The sequence below is a fragment of the Streptomyces sp. BA2 genome (assembly GCF_009769735.1).
Classification (GTDB): Bacteria; Actinomycetota; Actinomycetes; order Streptomycetales; family Streptomycetaceae; genus Streptomyces.
In genome coordinates this window covers 7,749,921-7,770,464 of the sequence record NZ_WSRO01000002.1, presented here as the reverse complement: position 1 = coordinate 7,770,464, position 20,544 = coordinate 7,749,921, and the positions used below count along the sequence as shown (strand labels likewise).

Annotated in this window: 18 protein-coding genes; 13 read left to right on the top strand and 5 right to left on the bottom strand. The window is 71.9% G+C overall.

Annotated features, from left to right (window positions below; all coding sequences use genetic code 11):
• The first annotated feature begins 190 nt into the window (after positions 1–190).
• The 3 genes from E5671_RS37520 (at position 191) to E5671_RS37510 (ending at position 3,712) form a co-directional block, all read left to right on the top strand.
• Entirely contained in the window at positions 191–1,051 is an 861-nt protein-coding gene (locus tag E5671_RS37520) for an AAA family ATPase (RefSeq protein ID WP_160508491.1), read from the top strand.
• The gene (locus tag E5671_RS37515) at positions 1,048–2,502 is read left to right on the top strand and encodes a VWA domain-containing protein (protein WP_160508489.1); all 1,455 of its coding nucleotides are present in this window, start codon (positions 1,048–1,050) and stop codon (positions 2,500–2,502) included. The genes E5671_RS37520 and E5671_RS37515 overlap by 4 nt, the downstream gene beginning before the upstream one ends.
• A gap of 109 nt (positions 2,503–2,611) precedes the next feature.
• Positions 2,612–3,712, top strand: coding sequence for a M20 family metallopeptidase (locus E5671_RS37510; protein WP_336606081.1), 1,101 nt, complete (start codon positions 2,612–2,614; stop codon positions 3,710–3,712).
• 5 nt (positions 3,713–3,717) lie between these two features.
• Here E5671_RS37510 and E5671_RS37505 read toward each other — a convergent pair.
• The 4 genes from E5671_RS37505 to E5671_RS37490 all read right to left on the bottom strand — a co-directional run bounded on the left by E5671_RS37505 (position 3,718) and on the right by E5671_RS37490 (position 7,752).
• Positions 3,718–4,535 (bottom strand): IS5 family transposase gene (locus E5671_RS37505; RefSeq protein WP_237330323.1). Its coding sequence is split into 2 segments (ribosomal slippage): positions 3,718–4,203 and positions 4,206–4,535, totalling 816 coding nucleotides; the frame shifts between segments, so codons are not numbered across the junction.
• Positions 4,536–4,730: 195 nt separating this feature from the next.
• The gene (locus E5671_RS37500; RefSeq protein ID WP_160508485.1) at positions 4,731–5,576 is read right to left on the bottom strand and encodes an ATP-binding cassette domain-containing protein; all 846 of its coding nucleotides are present in this window, start codon (positions 5,574–5,576) and stop codon (positions 4,731–4,733) included.
• Between the two features lie 5 nt (positions 5,577–5,581).
• Positions 5,582–6,667 (bottom strand): iron chelate uptake ABC transporter family permease subunit, encoded by a 1,086-nt coding sequence (locus tag E5671_RS37495; RefSeq protein ID WP_160508483.1) that lies wholly within the window; start codon positions 6,665–6,667, stop codon positions 5,582–5,584.
• The gene (locus E5671_RS37490; protein ID WP_160508482.1) at positions 6,664–7,752 is read right to left on the bottom strand and encodes an iron ABC transporter permease; all 1,089 of its coding nucleotides are present in this window, start codon (positions 7,750–7,752) and stop codon (positions 6,664–6,666) included. Before E5671_RS37490 ends, E5671_RS37495 begins: the two co-directional genes overlap by 4 nt.
• 155 nt (positions 7,753–7,907) lie before the next feature.
• On the opposite strand from E5671_RS37490, the gene E5671_RS37485 reads away from it, so the two are divergent.
• The 9 genes from E5671_RS37485 to E5671_RS37445 all read left to right on the top strand — a co-directional run bounded on the left by E5671_RS37485 (position 7,908) and on the right by E5671_RS37445 (position 18,317).
• Positions 7,908–8,888: an ABC transporter substrate-binding protein gene (locus E5671_RS37485; protein WP_160508480.1), complete on the top strand. Its 981-nt coding sequence runs from the start codon at positions 7,908–7,910 to the stop codon at positions 8,886–8,888.
• Positions 8,885–9,685: a 2,3-dihydro-2,3-dihydroxybenzoate dehydrogenase gene (locus tag E5671_RS37480; protein ID WP_160508477.1), complete on the top strand. Its 801-nt coding sequence runs from the start codon at positions 8,885–8,887 to the stop codon at positions 9,683–9,685. Before E5671_RS37485 ends, E5671_RS37480 begins: the two co-directional genes overlap by 4 nt.
• Before the next feature lie 39 nt (positions 9,686–9,724).
• Positions 9,725–10,945 (top strand): isochorismate synthase DhbC, encoded by a 1,221-nt coding sequence (gene dhbC / locus E5671_RS37475; protein WP_336605960.1) that lies wholly within the window; start codon positions 9,725–9,727, stop codon positions 10,943–10,945.
• Entirely contained in the window at positions 10,942–12,567 is a 1,626-nt protein-coding gene (locus tag E5671_RS37470; RefSeq protein ID WP_160508476.1) for a (2,3-dihydroxybenzoyl)adenylate synthase, read from the top strand. Before dhbC ends, E5671_RS37470 begins: the two co-directional genes overlap by 4 nt.
• An 85-nt stretch (positions 12,568–12,652) precedes the next feature.
• Positions 12,653–13,285 carry an isochorismatase family protein gene (locus E5671_RS37465; RefSeq protein ID WP_160508474.1) on the top strand — a complete coding sequence of 211 codons (633 nt, stop codon included), beginning with the start codon at positions 12,653–12,655 and terminating at the stop codon, positions 13,283–13,285.
• A 1-nt stretch (position 13,286) separates the two neighbouring features.
• On the top strand, positions 13,287–13,517 hold the full coding sequence (locus tag E5671_RS37460) for a phosphopantetheine-binding protein (protein ID WP_160508472.1): 231 nt from the start codon (positions 13,287–13,289) through the stop codon (positions 13,515–13,517).
• Positions 13,514–17,410 carry a non-ribosomal peptide synthetase gene (locus tag E5671_RS37455; protein WP_160508470.1) on the top strand — a complete coding sequence of 1,299 codons (3,897 nt, stop codon included), beginning with the start codon at positions 13,514–13,516 and terminating at the stop codon, positions 17,408–17,410. Before E5671_RS37460 ends, E5671_RS37455 begins: the two co-directional genes overlap by 4 nt.
• Complete coding sequence (locus E5671_RS37450) at positions 17,407–17,598, top strand: MbtH family NRPS accessory protein (protein ID WP_160508468.1); 192 nt, start codon at positions 17,407–17,409, stop codon at positions 17,596–17,598. The genes E5671_RS37455 and E5671_RS37450 overlap by 4 nt, the downstream gene beginning before the upstream one ends.
• The gene (locus E5671_RS37445; protein WP_336605959.1) at positions 17,595–18,317 is read left to right on the top strand and encodes a 4'-phosphopantetheinyl transferase family protein; all 723 of its coding nucleotides are present in this window, start codon (positions 17,595–17,597) and stop codon (positions 18,315–18,317) included. Before E5671_RS37450 ends, E5671_RS37445 begins: the two co-directional genes overlap by 4 nt.
• On the opposite strand, the gene fes is transcribed toward E5671_RS37445, so the two are convergent.
• Positions 18,221–19,522: an enterochelin esterase gene (gene fes, locus E5671_RS37440; RefSeq protein ID WP_160508464.1), complete on the bottom strand. Its 1,302-nt coding sequence runs from the start codon at positions 19,520–19,522 to the stop codon at positions 18,221–18,223. The genes E5671_RS37445 and fes overlap by 97 nt on opposite strands.
• A 127-nt stretch (positions 19,523–19,649) precedes the next feature.
• Between fes and E5671_RS37435 the strand changes: the two genes are divergently transcribed.
• Positions 19,650–20,543 (top strand): hypothetical protein, encoded by an 894-nt coding sequence (locus tag E5671_RS37435; protein WP_160508462.1) that lies wholly within the window; start codon positions 19,650–19,652, stop codon positions 20,541–20,543.
• The last annotated feature ends 1 nt before the right edge of the window (position 20,544 follow it).

Here is a 20,544-nt window from a genome sequence, read left to right as displayed (position 1 = left end):
GCCGCAAGGATACGAGAAGGGGCGAGGCATCCCGGTGGGTCTCAGGACTGGACTCAGCAGCCCGCGGCGGGTGCGGGACCTGTCACGTGACGTTCGACGCAAACGCGGCGGGCCCGTTGTGGAGCGGCCCGTGCTGCTGATCAAGTGGCAGGAGCCATCGCGTCGTTCCGTATCAGCCCCGGAGGCTCCGTTGCTCTTCACATCCGTGGACGATGTCGCCACGCGGCTCGCCGATACGGGCTATCTGGCCTCGACGGCCGTCGCCACCACCGTCTTCCTGGCCGACCGCCTGGGCAAGCCGCTCCTCGTGGAGGGCCCGGCGGGTGTCGGCAAGACCGAGCTGGCCAAGGCCGTCGCCGAGGTCGCGGACGCGCGCCTGGTCAGGCTCCAGTGCTACGAGGGCGTGGACGAGTCCCGCGCGCTCTACGAGTGGAACCACGCCAAGCAGCTCCTGCGCATCACCGCGGGCCGCGACGAGAGCTGGGACGAGACACGCACGGACATCTTCAGCGAGGAGTTCCTGCTCCCGCGCCCGCTGCTCACCGCCATCCGCGGCAACGAGCCTAAGGTGCTCCTGATCGACGAGACCGACAAGGCGGACGTCGAGGTGGAGGGGCTGCTCCTGGAGGTCCTGAGCGACTTCCAGGTCACGGTCCCCGAGCTGGGCACCATCACGGCGACGCGCCGCCCCTTCACCGTCCTCACGTCGAACGCGAGCCGCGAGCTCTCCGAGGCGCTGCGCCGCCGCTGCCTCTTCCTCCACATCGGTTTCCCCGACGAGGAGTTGGAGCGCCGCATCGTGCGCCTGAAGGTGCCCGGACTCGACGAGGCCCTCGCACAGTCCGTTGTCCGCGTGGTCGGCGCGCTGCGCGCGATGGACCTGCGCAAGGTGCCTTCGGTCGCGGAGACCATCGACTGGGCCCGTACGCTGCTCGCCCTCGGCGCCGACTCCCTCGACGAGGACGTCGTGCGCGACAGCCTCGGCGTCGTCCTCAAGCACCAGGAGGACGTGCTGAAGGCGGCGGCCAAGCTGGACCTGGGCGCGGTGTGACCACCTCCTCGACCGGGGTCACGGAGCGGCTCACCGCGCTCGTGCAGGCGCTGCGTTCGCACGGCATCCGGATCGGTACGGGCGAGACGGTGGACGCCGGTCAGGCCATCGAGGCCCTCGGTCTCGCCGACCGGGAGCGGGTACGGGAGGGGCTCGCCGCCGCGCTGCTGCACAGCGAGGGGCAGCGGCCGGTCTTCGATCCGGTCTTCGACCTGTACTTTCCACGCGGGATCGGGGCTCCGGGGGTGCCGGACGGCTCAGGCGCCGGCTCAAGCGGCCGGGAGTTCGACAGGGACGACCTGCGTGAGCGTCTGGCCGCCGCGCTGGCCGCCAACGACCGGGCGCTCCTTGCCCAGTTGGCGGCCGAGGCGGTCGACGGCATGGGCGGATACGGGACGCGCCCCGGGTCGGGAGGTACCGGCGGTTCGGACGGGTGGTCGTCGCACCAGACGCTCTCCCGGCTCCGACCGGAGACCCTGCTGGCCCGGATCCTGGCCGGTATCCGCCAGGGAGCGGCCGAAGGGGAGCCCGCCGAGGGCGGGTTCACCGACGGCGAGTTCACCGAGGGCGAGTTCACCGACCGTCTCACCGCCGACGAGATCCGCCGCCGCATCGAGGACTTCCGCGCACTCGTGGGCTCCGAAGCGCGCCGCCGGGTCGCCGAACGGCGCGGCGCTGACGAGATCGCGCGGCGGGCCATAGCCCCGACGGCCGACCGGGTCGACTTTCTCATCGCGGGCCGCGCCCAGCTCGACGAACTCCGCAGAGCAGTCCAGCCGCTGGCCCGCAAGCTGGCGACGCGCCTCGCCGCGCGCCGCCGCCGCGCCGCCCGCGGCCACATCGACCTGCGCCGAACACTGCGCGGCTCCTTGTCCACGGGCGGCATCCCGATGCGCCCGGTCCTGCGGCGGCGCCGCCCCGCACGCCCCGAACTGGTCCTGCTGTGCGACGTGTCCGGCTCGGTGGCGGGCTTCGCCAACTTCACGATGCTGCTCGTCCAGGCGCTGCACGACCAGTTCAGCAAGGTCCGGGTCTTCGCCTTCGTCAACCGCGTCGACGAGGTGACCGACCTCATCGCGCGCGGCACCGCCGACCCCGAGGGTCTGGGCAGCCGCATCATCTCGGGAGCGGCGGTCACCGGCCACCACGGCAGCAGCGACTACGGCTCCGCCCTGGGCGAGTTCGCCGAGCGCTACACCGAAGCGGTCACCTCGCGCTCCACGGTCTTCGTACTCGGCGACGCCCGCACGAACATGAGCGACCCGAACGTCCCCGCCCTGCGCACCGTCGCGTCCCGCGCCCGCCAGGTGTACTGGCTCAACCCGGAGCGCCGCGCCCAGTGGCAGACGGGCGACTCGGCGGCCGGCACCTACGCCGAGCTGGTGGAGATGTACGAGTGCCGCAACGCCCGGCAGCTCAGTGCGCTGATCGGGCGTCTGCTGCCTGTCTGAGCCGGAGCGCGGCCGACCGTAAGCTGGCCGGGCGGGATGTCGGTGGTCGGCGGAAGTGGCGAGGAGGACGCGCGTGGCAGGCGACGGGCTCGACGGGCTCAAGGAGGAGATCCGGGCTCGGATCGGCGAGGTGCGGGGCGAGCTCGTCGGGCTCAGTCGGCGTATTCACGCCCATCCGGAGATCGCGTTCGAGGAGCGGCGGGCCGCGGGGTGGTGTGCGGATGTGCTGCGCGGGCACGGCTTCGCGGTGACCGCTCCGGCGTACGGGCTCGAGACCGCCTTCGAGGCGACGCTGGGGTCGGGCCCCGTGACCGTCGCGCTTGCCTGCGAGTACGACGCGCTGCCCGGCATGGGGCATGCCTGCGGGCACAATCTGATCGCTGCGGCTGGCGTGGGGGCCGCCCTCGGGCTTGCTCCGGTCGTCGCTCAACTCGGGCTCACTGTACGTGTGTTGGGGACACCCGCAGAGGAGAGCGGGGCCGGGAAGGCGTTGCTGCTCGACGCCGGGGCGTTCAAGGGGGTCGACGCGGCGATGATGGTGCACCCGTGTCCGTTCGAGGTCGCCGACTTCCATTCGTACGCGATGGGGGCGCTCTCGGTGGAGTACACGGGGAAGTCCGCGCACGCCGCGCTCAACCCTCAGGACGGGCGGAACGCGGCCGACGCGCTGACCGTGGCGCAGGTGGCCCTCGGGCTGCTCCGGCAGCAGTTGCCCGGGGAGTGGAAGGTGCACGGCATCACCACCAAGGCGGGGACGGCGCTCAACGCCATTCCCGAGCGGGCAAGCGCCGCGTACGCGCTGCGGACGCCGTCGGTGGAGGAACTGCGCGAGCTGCGGGAACGGGTGGCGGACTGCTTCCGGGCGGGGGCGCTGGCGGCAGGCTGCGCGGTGGAGCTCGAACAGCCCGCGCCCGACTATCTCGACTTCCGGTCCGATGCCGCTCTGGTCGCACTGTGGGAGGCGAACGCCCGCGCTCTTGGGCGCCCCGAACCGCAGCGGCGCGGTCCCTTCGCCTCGACCGACATGGGCAACGTCTCGCACGTCGTGCCGTCGATCCACCCCGTGCTCGACATCAGCGGGGGCGGCTGCGGCCCGCACCAGCCGGAGTTCGCCGCCGCGGCCGCCACTCCGGCCGCCGAACAGGCCATGGTCGACGGGGCCGTGGGGCTCGCGTGGACGGCCGCAGACTTCGCCGCCAGCCGCACTTAGAGGCCCTAACAAAGGCGTCGGACGTGGCGGTGGGTGATCAGGCAGACGGCGAGGCCGAGGAATGCTTCGTGGATGTCGTCGCGTCTCTCCCAGCGGATGCGTAGGCGGCGGAAGCCGTGGAGCCAGGCGATCGTGCGCTCGACGACGTAGCGGAAGACGCCCAGGCCGGTGCCGTGCGGCTCGCCCCGTTTCGCGATCACGGGGCGGATCCCGCGCTGCCAGAGCAGGCGGCGGTACTTGTCGTGGTCGTAGCCGCGGTCGGCCAGCAGGGCATCCGGGCGCCGACGAGGTCTGCCGACCTGGCCTGCGACGGCGGGGATCTTGTCGAGCAACGGCTCGAGTTGGGTGACGTCGTTGCGGTTTCCGCCGGTCAGCGACACCGCGAGCGGGATGCCCTGGCCGTCGACGATGAGGTGGTGCTTGCTGCCCGGCCGTGCGCGGTCGACCGGGCTCGGCCCGCTTTTGGGCCCCGCCGGGCGGCCCGCACGTGCGAGGAGTCGATCACCGCCCGCTCCCAGTCCAGCTGGTTCTTCGACCGCAGCTTCTCCAGCAGCAGCACGTGCAGCTGGTCCCACACACCGGCCTCGTTCCAGGCCGCCAGGCGCCGCCAGCAGGTCATGCCCGAGCCGAAGCCGAGCTCCTGGGGCAGGTACTCCCACTGGATGCCGGTGTGCAGGACGAAGAGGATCCCGCACAGCGCCTGCCGGTCCGGCACCCGCGGTCTGCCCTCGACCTTCTTCGGCCCCGGCGTCGGCAGCAACGGCTCGACCAGCGACCACAGTTCATCTGACACGATCCACGGCCGCGACTGACGGGTTCCCATACCCAGACCTACGAGGAAAAGGACCGACCGTCTCATGATCAGCAGCTTTCGTTAGAGCCAGTTAGCCGCCTCGCGGTGCGGGTGCGGGTGCGGGTGCGGGTGCGGGTGCGGGTGCGGCGCCCTTTACGGGCGCCTGTCGGCGCATTTTCGCCGACGCCCCTCGGACGCCGAGCGCCTTCGCGGGCGCCTTCGGAATCAGCCCCGCTCAGCCGCCTTCGCGGGGGCCGTGGCGAAGGCCTCTTTGGACAGCGCCGTGGGCGCCTTCGCGTTCATCGTCGGTACGACCACCGGGGAGCCGTCGCCCGGTGCGCGGAGGATGTCCGCCTCGATTCCGTACAGCTCCTTGACCAGCTCGGCGGTCACCACATCGCGGGCCGGGCCGTTCGCGACGATCTTGCCCGCGTTCATGGCGATGACGGTGTCGGCGTAGCGCGCGGCGCTCGCCAGGTCGTGCAGGACCATGACGACGGTGCGGCCCGCGGCGGCCACCTCCCGTACCAGGGACAGGACTTCGACGGCGTGGCCGAGGTCCAGGGCGCTGGTCGGCTCGTCGAGGAGCACGATCGGCGTCTGCTGTGCGAGGACCATCGCGAGCCAGCAGCGCTGCCGCTGGCCGCCGGAGAGGTGGTCGAGGCGGCGCGCCGCGAGGTCCGTGGTGCCGGTGGCTTCGAGGGCCTCGCGCACGGCGGCCTCGTCCTCGCGCGACCACTGGCGGAACAGGCCCTGGTGGGGGTGGCGGCCGTAGCGGACGAGTCCGGCGACGGTGACCGCCTCGGGGGCCTGTGGGGACTGGGCGAGCAGCGCGATGCGGTGGGCGGCGCGGCGCTGGGTGAGCCGCCACACGTCGTCGTCCCCGGCGCGCACCGTGCCCGAACTCGGCTTGTGGAGCCGGGCGATGGAGCGCAGCAGCGTCGACTTTCCGCAGCCGTTGGGGCCGACGATGGCGGCGACCTGTCCGCTGGGGATGGTCAGGTCGACGCCGTCCACGGCGGCCGTGTGGCCGGGGTAGCCGGAGGTGAGCGCCTCGACGGTCAGTTGCACGGGGGTCAGGCCTTTCCGGTCTGCTGCTCTGAGTTCTTGCCGAAGAGGACCCAGAGGAGGAAGGGTCCGCCAAGGACGCTGGTGATGACGCCGACGGGGATCTCCACGGGGGCGACGACGCGGCCGAGCGCGTCGGCGGCGCCCACGAGGGCCGCCCCGACCAGGGCCGAGCCGATGATCGGGACTCGGGTCGGGCCGCTGAGCCGGCCGGCGACGACGGGCGCGGCGAGCGCGACGAACGCGATCGGCCCTCCGATGCCGACGGCCACGCCGGACAGGGCGACGGCGAGCGCGAGGGTCACGGCGCGGACGCGGCGGACGTTGACGCCGAGGGTAGCCGCCATGTCGTCGTCGAACCGCAGGAGTTGGAGGCGGCTGCCGGCGACGAGGGACAGCGGGACCAGGATGAGCAGGACGATCGACAGGGGTGTGCCGACGCTCCAGTCACGGCCGCTGAGCGAGCCGACGGTCCAGAGGAAGACGCCGCCCGCGGTGTTGTCGTTCTCGCGGGACATGACGAGGTCGGTGACGGCGCCGATGACGGTGGAGACGCCGATGCCGACGACGAGGATCCGGTACCCCCCGCTACCCGCGCCGCCCGCGCAGGCGACGACGACCATGGCCGCGGCGGCGGCTCCCAGCGGCCCGAGCCACCAGTCGCCGATCATCCCGGTGGACGATCCGACGACGGAGGCGACGACGGCCGCGGTGGCGCCTTCGTTGACGCCGATGATGTCGGGAGTGGCGAGGCGGTTGCCCGCGAGCGTCTGGGTCAGGCACCCGGCGATGCCGAGCGCCGCGCCGACCATGAGCCCCACGGCGATCCGTGGAAGCCGGAAGTCCTGGACCAGCATGACGGTGGCGGAGTCTCCGGTTCCGAGCAGTCCGGAGAGGCTGTCGGAGAAGCTCATCCCGGTGGAGCTCGCGAAGGTGGCGAGCGAGACGACCGCCGCGATCACCAGCGTGAGCCCGACGGCGGCGAGGGCGCTGCGGTAGGGGAAGAGCCAGGAGAAGGTCCCGACGCGTACGGCGGTGGAGTCGGGCGGGGTGATGTCGGCGGGCCCGGAGCCGGGCGTGCGTTCCGTGGTCACGCGGCGACCCCCGCCGTGGACATCCGCCGCGAGCGGGCGATCCAGATCAGCAACGGGCCGCCGATGAAGGCGAGAAGCACACTGACCGGGGTCTCCCAGGGGCGGATCACGACCCTGGCGAGAAGATCTGCGGCGATCATCACGTTCGCGGCGACCAGCGCGGAGAGCACCAACTGGCCCGCCATCCGGGGGCCGGTGACGGCACGCGCGGCGTACGGCGCGAGGAGGCCGAGGAAGGCGATGGGTCCGGCGAGGGCGACCGCCGAGCCCGCGAGGAGGGTCACCGCCGCCGCCACGATCAGGCGGATCCGCCCAGGGTGGTGCCCGAGGGAGCGTGCGCTGTCGTCGCCGAGCGCGAGGGCGGAGAGCGGGCGTACGCAGCAGAAGGCGATGAGCAGCCCGACCGCGATCAGCGGGATCAGGGGGTACGTCTCGGACGTCTTGATGCCGGCCAGCGAGCCGATGGTCCAGTAGCGGTAGGTGTCGAAGGTTGCCTGCTCACCAAGGAGCACGTACGACGTCATGCCGTGGAAGGTCGCGCCGAGCGCCGATCCGGCGAGCACGAGCCGCAGCGGGGAGCCCGCGGCCCGGCCTGACGCGGCGAGCAGCAGCACCACCGCGCTCGCGGCCATGCCGCCGACCAGGGCCCACACCAACACGCCGTACGCCGACGTCACTTCGAAGTAGGTGAGGCCGATCACGACGCCGAGCGCCGCGCCCGAGTTGACCCCGAGGAGGCCCGTCTCGGCGAGCGGGTTGCGTGTGACGGCCTGGAGGAGGCAGCCCGCCGCGCCGAGGGCGACACCGACCAGGACGCCGGCGAGCGTACGCGGAAGGCGTACGTCCATCACGGCGAGCCGTATCTGGGCGTCGGCCCGCGCGGACGGGTCCCCGGTGAGGAAGTCCAAGGCGCGGCCCATCGGCGTCGACCCGGACCCGACCAGGAGCGAAAGGAGGCCGAGCAGCAGGAGCAGGACAACAAGGGCGGCAGCCGCCCACAGCGTGGGGCGATGCGACTTCGCCAAGCCCGGTATGGGAGGTCTGGATCCGGACGTTGGGACCCGCCCCTCTTGCGCAACCAACATGAAGTTAGCCTAACCTAACCTTGACCTGGAGCCCCGAGTCGGGGTGGCGGCGAACTCCCTGTTCATTCAGGGGTACTTCGCCATGCCCCGACACGGCCAGGGATGACCCTTATGTCCGGACTGACCCCCGGACTCTGAAGCATGGAGACACGGACATGTCCTCGAACCACTCCCCGCGCACCCGGCTGACCGCGGTTGCGGCCATCACTCTGGCCTCCGCGCTCGCCCTCTCCGCCTGCGGTTCGGACTCGTCCGACGATTCCGGCTCCGGTGACAAGGCCAAGAACGCCGCGAAGGTCACCGTCACCGACGCCTCCGGTGCGGAGGTAAAGGTTCCGGCCAACCCCGAGAAGGTCATCGCGCTCAGCGAGATGGACCTGGACTCCGCCCTCGCCCTGAAGGTCAAGCCCGTCGGTCTCTCCGCGGGCAGAGGCCAGAAGGGCGCCCCCGAGTACCTGGCCGACCAGGCCAAGGGCATCCCGGTCGTGGGCGCGGTCACCGGCCCCGACATCGAGAAGGTCCTCCAGGCCAAGCCGGACGTCATCCTCGCCGGGCAGCTCGCCGACCAGCAGGTGCTCAAGCAGCTGAAGGCGATAGCCCCGACGGTCGTCACGATCGACAGGACCAAGGACTGGAAGAAGTCCCTGGAGATCACCGGCAAGGTGCTCGGCAAGTCCAACGAGGCGAGCGCGTTCCTCAAGGACTACGACACCAAGGCCGCCGCCGTGAAGAAGAACCTCGGCGACAACGCGGGCGCGAGCGTCTCCGTGGCGCGCTACTCCGCCAAGGGCACCGCCGTCATGCAGCAGGGCGTGTTCATCTCCGACGTCCTGAAGGACCTCGGCTTCAAGCGGCCCGGCATCCAGAACAAGAAGGGCGAGGGCCACTCGACGCCGCTCAGCGACGAGGACCTCAAGCAGATCGACGCCGACTGGCTGTTCATCGGCACCCTCGCCTCCGCAGGGCCTGACGCCGACCTCTTCAAGGAGCTGAAGGGCAAGGCCGCGTACAAGCAGCTCGACGCGGTCAAGAAGAACCACACCACCGAGATCGACGGCTCGAAGTGGACCAGCCTGGGTGGCGCGCAGGCCGCCGTCTCCGTCCTTCAGGACGTCGAGAAGGCGATGGGCAAGTGACCTCCGGCATAACCGACCCCGAGCTCGCGGGGCGGGTGGCCCTGGTCACCGGCGCGGGCCGGGGCATCGGACAGGCCGTGGCCCGCGCGCTCGCCGAGCGCGGCGCGCGGGTCGTGGCCGCCGACCTGTCGCCCGACGTCAAGGACCAGGACGCCGAGGAGCGGACGTCGGGCGGCCGCATCACCGGCATGGTCCTCGACGTCACCGACGCGGCGGCCGTGGACGCGGCGTTCGAGGAAGTCGAGCGCACCGCGGGGCCGTTGGACATCCTGGTGAACGTGGCGGGCATCCTGCGGCCCGCCCCGGTCGTCGAACTCACCGACACCGACTGGGCGGAGACCTTCGCCGTCAACACGAACGGCGTCTTCCACACCTCGCGCGCCGCGGCCCGCCGCATGACCGCGCGGGGCAAGGGGGCCATCGTGACGGTCGGCTCGAACGCCGCCGGGGTACCCCGCACCCAGATGGCCGCCTACGCCGCGTCCAAGGCCGCCGCCACGATGTTCACCAAATGCCTCGGCCTTGAGGTCGCCCGCGACGGCGTGCGCTGCAACGTCGTGTCGCCCGGCTCCACGCACACCGACATGCAGCGGCAGCTGTGGACGGGCGACCACGAGCAGGCCGCCGCCCGTGTCATCGACGGCGACCCGGACTCGTACCGGGTCGGCATTCCGCTCGGCCGGATCGCCGACCCCTCCGACATCGCCGACGCGGTCGCCTTCCTGGTCTCCGACCGGGCGAGGCACATCACCCTGCACGACCTGTACGTGGACGGCGGCGCCACCCTGCGCGCCTGAAAGCCGCGCCGCCCTCCCCTACTTGACGAGGAGTCATCCGTGACACCCCCCAACGACGTGGTCGCAGACGCCGCCCCCACCACCCCCGGGGCCGTCGGCGCGGCGACCGCGCTGCTCGACGCCTACCGACCCGGCGACACCCGGTTCTTCGCGTCGCCCACCCGCACCCTCCTCGCCCACGGCACGGCCGCCGAAGTCCCGCACGACGAGCGGCCGTTGACGGAGCGGGTCGCCGCCACCCTCGACGCGCAGCTGCGCGCGGGCAACCAGGCCCCGGTCGTCGTGGGCACCATCCCCTTCGACCCGGCCGAGCCCGCCGTGCTCGCCGTGCCCGAAGCGGCACGCTGGGCGCCCGCGTTGCGCACCGACCCGCTGGTCGCGCTGCCCACCGAGCCGCCCGCCACGGCCGGCGGCTGGCAGGTGCGCGAGGTTCCCTCGGGCGAGGAGTACGCCGCTTCGGTGGAGGCCGCCGTGACGCGCATGAAGAGCGGCGAGTTCGACAAGGTCGTCCTCGCCCGCACCCTGGAGCTGTCCACGGACGGTCCGCTGGACCTGCCCGCGATGCTCCAGCGCCTGGCCCGCCGCGACCCGCGCGGCTACTCCTTCGCGGTGCCCTCGGGCGCGGGCCGCACCCTCCTCGGCGCCAGCCCGGAGCTGCTCGTCTCGCGGCAGGGCAACCGTCTGACCGCCAATCCCCTGGCCGGTTCGACGCCCCGCTCGGCGGACCTCGCCGAGGACGTGCGCCGGGCGGCCGCGCTGCTCGAATCGGCGAAGGACCTGCACGAGCACGCCGTCGTCGTGGACGCCGTACACAAGGCCCTCGCCCCGTTCTGCACCGACCTCGACGTGCCCGAGCGGCCCACCCTGGTCCGCACCGCCACCATGTGGCACCTGTCGACGACCATCACCGGCGAGCTCGCCGAACCGGCCACCTCCGCCCTGGAGCTGGCCACCGCCCTGCACCCGACTCCGGCTGTCTGCGGTACCCCTACCGGGCACGCCCGTGACGTGATCGGCGAGCTCGAACCCTTCGGCCGCGGGCACTACACCGGAATGGTGGGATGGAGCGACGCACGCGGCGACGGCGAGTGGGTCGTCACGATCCGCTGCGCGGAGGCCGAGGAGACCGAGAGCGGCACCGGACGGCTGCGGCTCTTCGCGGGCGCGGGCGTCGTGGCGGAATCCTCGCCGGAGGCCGAACGCGCCGAGACGGGCGCCAAGTTCCGTACGTTCCTGGACGCGGTGGGGGTCGACCGATGACGACGGCAACAACTCGCGCAGACGCGCCGCGTATCCCGGAGGTCTTCGCCGAGCGCTATCGCGCCGCCGGGTACTGGCGCGGCGAGACCTTCGGCGGCATGCTCCGCGAGCGCGCCGACGCGCACCCCGCGCGGGTCGCGATCACCGACGGGGAGCGGAACTGGACGTACGGCGAACTCGACGTGCGCGCCGACCAGTTGGCGGCGGGATTCGCCGCACGCGGCATCTCCAAGGGTGACCGGGTCGTCGTCCAGCTGCCGAACGTCGCCGAGTTCTTCGAGGTGATCTTCGCGCTCTTCCGGATCGGCGCCCTGCCGGTCTTCGCGCTCCCCGCGCACCGCGAGACGGAGATCCACTACTTCTGCGAGTTCACCGAGGCCGTCGCCTACGTCATCCCGGACCGGCTCGGCGGCTTCGACCACCGTGACCTCGCGACCAAGGTCCGCGCCGAAGTCCCCACGCTGCGCGACGTGTTCGTGGTGGGCGACCCGGGCGAGCACACGGCCCTGTCCGACGTGCCGCGCGAGCCGATCGAGATCGACGGGCCCGCCCCGTCCGACCTCGCGTTCCTTCAGCTGTCGGGCGGCAGCACCGGCGTGCCCAAGCTGATCCCCCGCACTCACGACGACTACATGTACTCGCTGTGGGGCTCGAACGAGATCTGTGGCGTGACGGAGGACTCCGTCTATCTCGTGGCGCTGCCCGCGGCCCACAACTTCCCGCTGTCGTCGCCGGGTTCGCTGGGCCTGCTGTACGCGGGCGGCCGTGTCGTGATGTGTCCGCAGCCCGACCCGGACACCGCGTTCCCGCTCATCGAGCGGGAACGCGTGACGATCACCGGTCTCGTCCCGCCGCTGGCGCTCGTGTGGACGGACGCGGGGCGCAGCACTCCGTACGACATCTCCAGCCTGGAGGTGCTCCTCGTGGGTGGCGCGAAGTTCAGCGAGTCGGCAGCGCGCCGGGTCGCTCCCGCCCTCGGCTGCACCCTCCAGCAGGTCTTCGGGATGGCCGAGGGCCTGGTCAACTACACGCGGCTCGACGACCCGGCGGAGACGATCGTCACCACGCAGGGCCGCCCGATCTCCCCGGACGACGAGATCCGCATCGTCGACGACCTCGACCAGGAGGTCCCGGACGGTGAGGCGGGCCATCTGCTGACCCGCGGCCCGTACACCATCCGCGGCTACTGGCGCGCCCCCGAGCACAACGCACGCTCGTTCACCGCCGACGGCTTCTACCGAACCGGCGACATCGTGAGCCGCACCCCCACCGGACATCTGGTGGTGGAAGGGCGTGCGAAGGACCAGATCAACCGCGGCGGCGAGAAGATCGCGCCGGAGGAGGTCGAGAACATCATTCTCGCCCACCCCCACGTCCACGACGTGTCGGTCGTCGCCGTCCCCGACGAGTATCTCGGCGAGCGGACCCTCGCGTACGTGATCCTGCGCGCGGACACCGAACCGCTGAAGCCCGTCGTCATCAAGAAGTTCGTACGGGAGCGCGGGCTCGCCGCGTACAAGGTGCCCGACCGGGTCGAGTTCGTGACCGCCTTCCCGCAGACCGGCATCGGCAAGATCAGCAAGAAGGACCAGCGGACGACCGCCGCGACTCCGGGCAGCTGACCCCTGTCACCAGCTCCGGGCGGCTGACCTCCGCCCGGCAGCGCCCGTTCCACCCAGCTCCCTTGAGTTCCCGAAAGGCCCCACCATGGCGCTCCCCGCCGTCACGCCGTACCCGATGCCCTCGCCCGAGGAGCTGCCCGACAACCGGGTCGCGTGGACCGTCGACCCGCAGCGGGCGGTGCTGCTCGTCCATGACCTGCAGAACCACTTCCTGACCGCCTACACCCCCGACACCTCGCCGACCACCGAACTCCTCGCGAATGTCGGCGAGTTGGCGAAGGCGGCGCGCGCGTCCGGCATTCCCGTCCTGTACTCCGCGCAGCCGGGCGGCCAGTCGCCGGCCGAGCGCGGCCTTCAGCAGGACTTCTGGGGCCCTGGGCTGCCCGACGACGAGCACGCGAAGGCGATCGCGGGCCCGGTCGCGCCGGAGCCCGGCGACACTGTGCTCACGAAGTGGAAGTACAGCGCTTATGTCCGTACCGACCTCGAGGAGCGCATGCGCGAGGCGGGCCGGGACCAGATCGTCATCGTCGGCGTCTACGCGCACATCGGCGTCCTGATGACGGCCTGCGACGCGTGGATGCGTGACGTGCAGGCGTTCGTCGTCGCGGATGCCGTGGCCGACTTCTCCCGCGAGGAGCACGACATGGCGCTGCGCTACGCTGCCGGCCGGTGCGCGGTCGTCACCACCACCGACGCGGTTCTGAAGGGGATCTGACATGGCGCTCAGCGTGGAACTCATACGGGCCGACGTCGCCGATGTCCTGGGCGAGGACCCGGCCGACATCCCCGTCGACGAGAACCTCGTCGACTACGGCCTCGACTCGGTGCGCATCATGTCGCTCATCGAGCGCTGGCGCCGCGAGCACGACATCACGGCCACCTTCGTGGACCTGGCCGAGCAGCCCGCCATCGAAGCCTGGGCGCCGCTCCTGGGAGCCTCCGCATGAGGCTCACCGCTGCCCAGTCGGGCATGTGGTTCGCGCAGGCGCTCGACCCCGGCAGCCCGGCCCAGAACACTGCCGAGTGCCTGGAGATCCACGGGCCCATCGACCCGTCGGCGTTCGCGCGGACACTGCGTCAGGTGGTGTCCGAGGCCGACGCGTTGCGCGTGAGGATCATCGAAGGGGCCGACGGACCCAGCCAGTTGGAGGTCGCCGACCCGACGCTTCCGCTGAAGGTGCGCGATCTGCGCGCCGCCTTTGACCCGGACGCCGAGGCGCAGGCCTGGATGCGCGAGGACCTGGCCACGCCGTTCGACCTGGCGGCCGGGCCGCTGTTCGCGCACGCGCTGTTCCGCGTCGGCGACGAGCGCTGGCTGTGGTACCAGCGGGTGCACCACATCGTGATGGACGGCTTCGGCTACTCGCTGCTCGCACGGCGCACCGCCGAGGTCTACACCGCGCTCGCCGCGAGAAACGAGCCGGGCGAGAGCCCCTTCGGGCGGCTAGAGGACCTGGTCGCCGAGGACACCGCGTACCGCGCTTCGGAGACGTTCGAGACGGACCGCCGCTACTGGGACGGCGCCTTCGCCGACCGCCCCGACGCCCCCAACCTGGCCGGGCGCACCGCGCTGCCGTCCCGCACCTTCCACCGCCGCAGCGCCCGCCTCTCCCCCGAGGCGACCGCGCGGCTGCGGGAGTCGGCGTCCTCGATGCGGGCGACCTGGCCCGAGGTTCTCGTCGCCGCGCAGGCCCTGTACGTCTCCCGGGCCACCGGGTCCGCCGAGGTGGTGCTCGGCCTGCCGATGATGGGCCGGATGGGTTCGGTTGCCCTTCGCGTGCCCGGCATGGTGATGAACGTGCTGCCGCTGCGGCTCACCGTGACCCCGCAGGCCACCTTCGCCGAGCTGACCCGGCAGGTCGTGCTCGGCATCCGCGCCGCCCGCCGCCACCAGCGCTACCGCTACGAGGACATCCGCCGCGACCTCGGCCTCCTCGGCGAGAGCCGGTCCCTGGTCGGCCCGCTGGTCAACGTCATGCCGTTCGACTACGGCCTGACCTTCGCGGGCGCCCGCACGGACGCCCACAACCTGTCGGCGGGCCCGGTCGACGACCTCACGGTCAACGTCTACGACCGCGCCGACGGCAGCGGCCTGCGCATCGACTACGACGGCAATCCCGCCCTGTACGAGCCGGAGGAACTCGGCGTCCACCAGGCGCGCTTCATGGAGCTCCTGGAGCGCATCGCCGACGCGGGGCCGCACACTCCGCTGGCCGAGCACACGATCGCACGGCGCATTGAACTCTCCCTGGTCACCGAGGAGTTCAACGCCACCGCGCACCCGGTACCGCCCACCACGCTGATCGGACCCATCGAGGGCCAGGCCGTCCGTACCCCGGACGCCACCGCCCTGGTCTTCGGCGACCAGGAGCTGACGTACGCCGAGCTGAACGCCCGCGCCAACCGGCTCGCTCACCATCTCATCGAGGTCGGCGTACGTCCGGGCGCGCTCGCGGCAGTCGCCGTGCCCCGCTCCCTGGACCTGGTGATCACGCTCCTCGCCGTGCTGAAGGCGGGCGGCGCCTATCTCCCGCTGGATCCGGACTATCCGGCGGACCGGCTCGCGTACATGCTGGAGGACGCGGGCCCTGCCTGCGTGATCGCCGACCGTGCCGACCGGGTGCCCGCGTCGGGTGTGCCGCTGGTCGCCCTGGACAGCCTGGACACGACGCCGTACGGCTCGTACGACCCGCCGCGCGCGCTCACTCCGCACCACCCCGCCTACGTCATCTACACGTCCGGGTCGACCGGCCGACCCAAGGGCGTCGTCGTGCCGCACTCGGCGATCGACAACCGGCTGCGCTGGATGCAGGCGACGTACGAACTCACCGCTGGTGACCGGGTGTTGCAGAAGACGCCGTCCGGGTTCGACGTGTCGGTGTGGGAGTTCTTCTGGGCACTGCGGGTGGGCGCGACGCTCGTCGTCGCCGAACCGGGCGGCCACAAGGACCCGGCGTATCTGGCGCGCGTCATCCGCGAACAGGGGGTCACCGTATGCCACTTCGTGCCGTCGATGCTCCAGGTGTTCCTCTCCGAACCGTCGGCGGCGGACTGCGCGGGCGGCCTGCGGCACGTCTTCTGCAGCGGCGAGGCGTTGCCGCGCGAGACGGTGCGGGAGTTCGGGCGCGTGCTCGACGGCGTCCCGCTGCACAATCTGTACGGCCCGACCGAGGCGGCCGTCGACGTGACGTACCACCCGTGCGACACCGACGCGACAGGCCCGGTGCCGATCGGCAGGCCCGTCTGGAACACGCGCCTGTACGTCCTGGACGCGGCGCTCCAGCCGTGCCCGCCCGGCATTCAGGGCGAGTTGTACCTGGCGGGCACCCAGCTGGCAGCTGAGTACCTGGGGCGCCCCGAACTGACCGCGTCCCGTTTCGTCGCCGACCCCTACGGTCCGCCCGGCACCCGCATGTACCGCACGGGCGACCTGGCGCGCTGGACCGAGCACGGCGAGATCGAGTACCTGGGCCGCACCGACCACCAGGTGAAGCTGCGCGGCCTGCGCATCGAACTGGGCGAGATCGAGGCTGAGTTGGCCGCCGATCCGGCGGTGGGCGCGGCCAGTGTCCTGGTCCGCGAGGACCGGCCGGGCGACCAGCGGCTCGTCGGGTACGTGACGCCCTCCGAGACCGGAGCCGTCCCCGCCCCCGATCCCGAGGAGCTGCGCGCCAGGCTCGCGCGCACGCTGCCCGATTACATGGTGCCGGGCGCGATCCTCGTCCTCGACGACTTCCCGCTCAGCCCGAACGGCAAGCTGGACCGGCGCGCCCTGCCCGCCCCCGCCTTCGAGGGGTCCGGCGACGGCGGCCGGGTGCCGAGCGGCCACCGCGAAGAGACCCTCACGCGCCTCTTCGCCGAGGTCCTCGGTGTGTCCCAACTCGGCGTGGACGACGCCTTCTTCGACCTCGGCGGCACCTCGCTCCTGGCGGCCCGCCTGGTAGCCAGGGTCCGCGACACGCTGGGCGCCGAGCTCACCATCGGCACGCTCTTCCAGGCGCAGACCCCTGCGGCGCTCGCCGCCCACCTGGACGCGGACCACCATGAGGCCGACCACGCCCTCGACGTGCTGCTTCTGCTGCGCGCGGGCGGCGACCGCACCCCGCTGTTCGCGTTCCACCCTGCGGGCGGCATGAGCTGGTGCTACTCGGGGCTGCTGTCGCGGCTCGACCCGGGACAACCGGTGTACGGCCTCCAGGCGCGCGGCCTGCACGGCGAGGGTGAACTCCCGGCCACGATGGAGGAGATGGCGACGGAGTACGTGGACGCGCTGAGGACCGTGCGCCCGCACGGGCCCTACCGGCTGCTCGGCTGGTCGGTCGGCGGCGTACTCGCCCATACGGTCGCAGTGCTCCTCCAAGAAGCGGGCGATGAGGTCGAGTTGCTCGCGCTGCTCGACGCCTACCCCTCCGACCAGTGGCGCGACGCCGCGGTCCCGGCGGAGGCGGACGCCCTGAAGGCGCTGCTGCGGATGGCCGGTTACGACCTGACGGACGAGCTGACCCGCGAGGACGTCCTTGCCACGCTGCAGCGCGAAGGCAGCGCCCTGGCCGGCCTGCCGGACAGGACACTGTCAGCGGTCCTCGACATCGTCATCAACAACGCCCGCCTGATGCGCGAGCACGATCACCGCCGCTTCGACGGTGACGCCCTGTTCTTCACGGCGGCAGCGCCGCGCGCCGAGGACTGGCTGACGAGGGAGGCCTGGGCGCCGTACGTCAGCGGCTCGATCAGCAATCATGATGTGGACTGCCTGCACCCGGAGCTGACGCAGCCGCGCCGCCTCGACGAGGTCTGTGCCGTACTCGCCGCCCGCCTCAAGGAGCTGGACCACGCATGACGACGACACCCGGCCCCTTCGACCCGGTGGACACCGACACCGGGCCGACGCACCTCGTACTGGAGAACGCGCTCGGGGAACACTCCCTGTGGCCGGTCTTCCGCACCGCGCCCGAAGGATGGACCACGGTGTACGGCCCGGAGACGTACGGCCGTTGTGTGGCCCGCCTCCAGGACCCGCCCGCGTGACGGAGATCCAGTTCGTCCGCCCGGCGCCGCTCGACGTGTCGCTCCTCGACGCGGAGGAGCGGCGCCGGGCGGCGGCGTTGCGGCGCCCGGCGGACCAGGAACTGTACGCGGCGGCGCACACCGCGCTCCGCCTGCGGCTCGGCGCGTACCTCTCCGTCGATCCCGCGGCGGTGGAGCTGGTCCGACTGCCGTGCCCGCTGTGCGGCGGGCCGCACGGCCGCCCCGCCGTCGCCGGAAGCGCGGGCCCGCACTTCTCGCTCTCCCACACGGACGGCCTGGCCCTGCTCGCCTTCGCGGACCGGCCGGTCGGCGCCGATGTCGAGAGGCTGCCGTCCGCGAAGGTGGTGGCCGAGGTGGCGGCGTCCCTGCACCCCCAGGAACAAACCGAACTGAGCGAACTCCCGCCCTCGGAGCGCCCCTTGGCCTTCGCCCGCTGCTGGACCCGCAAGGAGGCCTGCCTCAAGGGGACAGGCGAAGGCCTGGCCGCCGGCGGGATGGAGTCACTGCTGGTGGGCACGGGCACCACGCCCTCCCCGGTCCAAGGCTGGACGGTGCGGGACGTAACGGCCCCCGAGGGCTACGCGGCAGCAATCGCCACAGCGAAAGACGCGCCCCCCGACGGCTACGCGGCAGCGATCCCCCCTGCGGACTCGCCCGCAGCCTCCGCCCCGAGCAACCCCACGAGCCCGTCCGCCAGTTCGGTGCGCCAGCACAAGTAGTCGTGCCCGCCGTTGAACTCGCGGTACGCGGCGTCCTCGTAACCCTTCTCCCGCAAAGTGGCGCGCAGCCTGCGCATGGCGGGGAGCGCCACCCACTCCTGTTCGCCGGCCGACAGCCAGAACCGGACCGGTAGCTTCTCGCTCGTGGCGATGCGGCCGGTCAGCCACTCGGAGCGTTCGAGGTCGGGGCCGTCCGGCCACCAGAAGGAACCCGACTGCGCCAGGACGTTTCCGAACCGCCCCGGCGCGACGACCGCGGCGTACGCGGCGGTGAGGCCGCCCAGGCTCTGGCCCGCGATGACGGTCCGTGCGGGATCGGCGGTCAGGGACAGTCGTTCGCCCGCCCAGGGCAGCAGCTCGGTCTCCAGGAATCCGACGAACCGCTCGTTGCAGGCGAGCTCGGACCAGCGCTGGTCGGCGCTCAGGGATTCGGGCAGCAAGGCGGCCAGGGGCGGGATGCGGCCGTCGGCGATGAGGTTGTCCAGGAGGGCCGCGACATCCAGGCCCGGCTGCCACATCTCGCCGTCCATCAGGACCAGGACAGGCAGGTCGTGTCCGCCGCCCGGCGGCTCGTAGAGGTGCACCTGCCGCTCGTTGCCCAGCAGTTCGCTGCGGACCGTGTGCGTGCTGACCGTGCCGCACGCGATGCCCTCGCGGCGCTGCCAGTCGTCGCCGGCCGGCGCCTGCGGCAGCTCGACGTACGAGACCGGGTCGCCGCCCCAACGTCGGGTCAGGGTGCGTGAGTTGAGCGGGTCCGTTCGCTGCTGTCGGCGCAGCCAGGGCCAGTATTCACCCTCGGGCCGAGGTCCGTCCCCCTCGTCCACGCACAGGCTGTACGTCGCCCGCCAGTCCGCCCGCATCCGGATCGACCAGTGCCAGATGTCCGTGCCCGGCACCCGCTCCATCAGGTTGGGTGCCATGTCACGCGGGTCGACGATCTTGTTCGGCATGACGAGGACCGCGCGGGTCGCGTCCGTGCCGCGCCACAGGAAAGTGACCACCCGATGCTCGTCGTCGCCCTGCGGATCGGGCTCGACGACCGGCGCCCCGCCCGCCGCCCGCACCGCGTCCCAGAAGTCGCCCCGCTCCACGCCCCGCTCCGCGGCCCGGTCCACCCACGCACTGTCCGCGCGCTCGACGGGCCGCGGCCTCGGGATGCGGGGCGGCCGACGAGTAGCCCCGTCGGGAGGAGCGGTGAGCGGCATGGGGGAGCCTCCAGGGGTTCACTGCGTACGCATAGCTAAGGGTGACCTTACTTGAGCTGGCCACCCCCGGGGCGACCAGGGCCGGGCCACGTCCGCACGCCCCGCGACCGGCGGTACATTGCCGCCTATGTCGATACCGAATCCCCAGCCCAACCAGCCGAACCAGCCCAATCAGCCGAACCAGCCCAACCCGTACCAGCAGACCCCGAACCCGTACCAGCAGCCCCCGGGCGCGGTGCCGCCCCAAGCACCCCCGGCCTCGCCTCAGCCCTTCGGCCAGCCCCCGGGTCCGTACGGACAGCAGCCCGGCCTCTACGGCCAGCCGCCCGCACCCCCGGCCGGCCCGCGCAAGCCGACGCCCGGCTGGGTATGGGGAATCGGCGGTGTCGTGGTCGCCTCGGCCCTGTGGGCGGGGGCGCTCTTCGCCACCGGCAACCTCGGCTCCGACAGCGACAGCGGCGGCGGCGACGACGCGAAGGCGGACCTCGCCGGATACCAGTACACGAAGAACCTCTGCGACGTCTCCCCGCTCGACGCCTTCAAGAAGAAGTACGAGATCGACACGGACTCCACCTCGACCACCCACTACGGCTCACAGCAGAAGGGGTTCGACCAGAGCTACTGCAGCCGCAAGCTCAAGGACCCGGAGGCGGGCGCCGACAGCTATGCGAGCATCTACGTCTACTCCACCGCCCGGTGGCACAAGGCCACCGACCCGAAGGGCGAGTTCGCCTCCGAGCAGAAGGCCTACGAGGACCAGTCGCAGAAGACGTACACCTACAAGACCAAGGCCGTGAGCGGCATCGGTGACGAGGCGTACCTGATCACCGACAGGAGCGGTTCGGGCGACGACGACCTCAACGGCATGACCCTCGCCGTGCGCGAGGGCTGGTTCACCATCGAGACGCGCTGGAGCTACTACGGCGGCGCTGACGACAAGACCGAGCCGCCGACCGCGTCGGAGGTCGAGGAGATGCTCAAGTCCGACACGCGCGCGGCGATGGACGGGCTCAAGAAGTAGG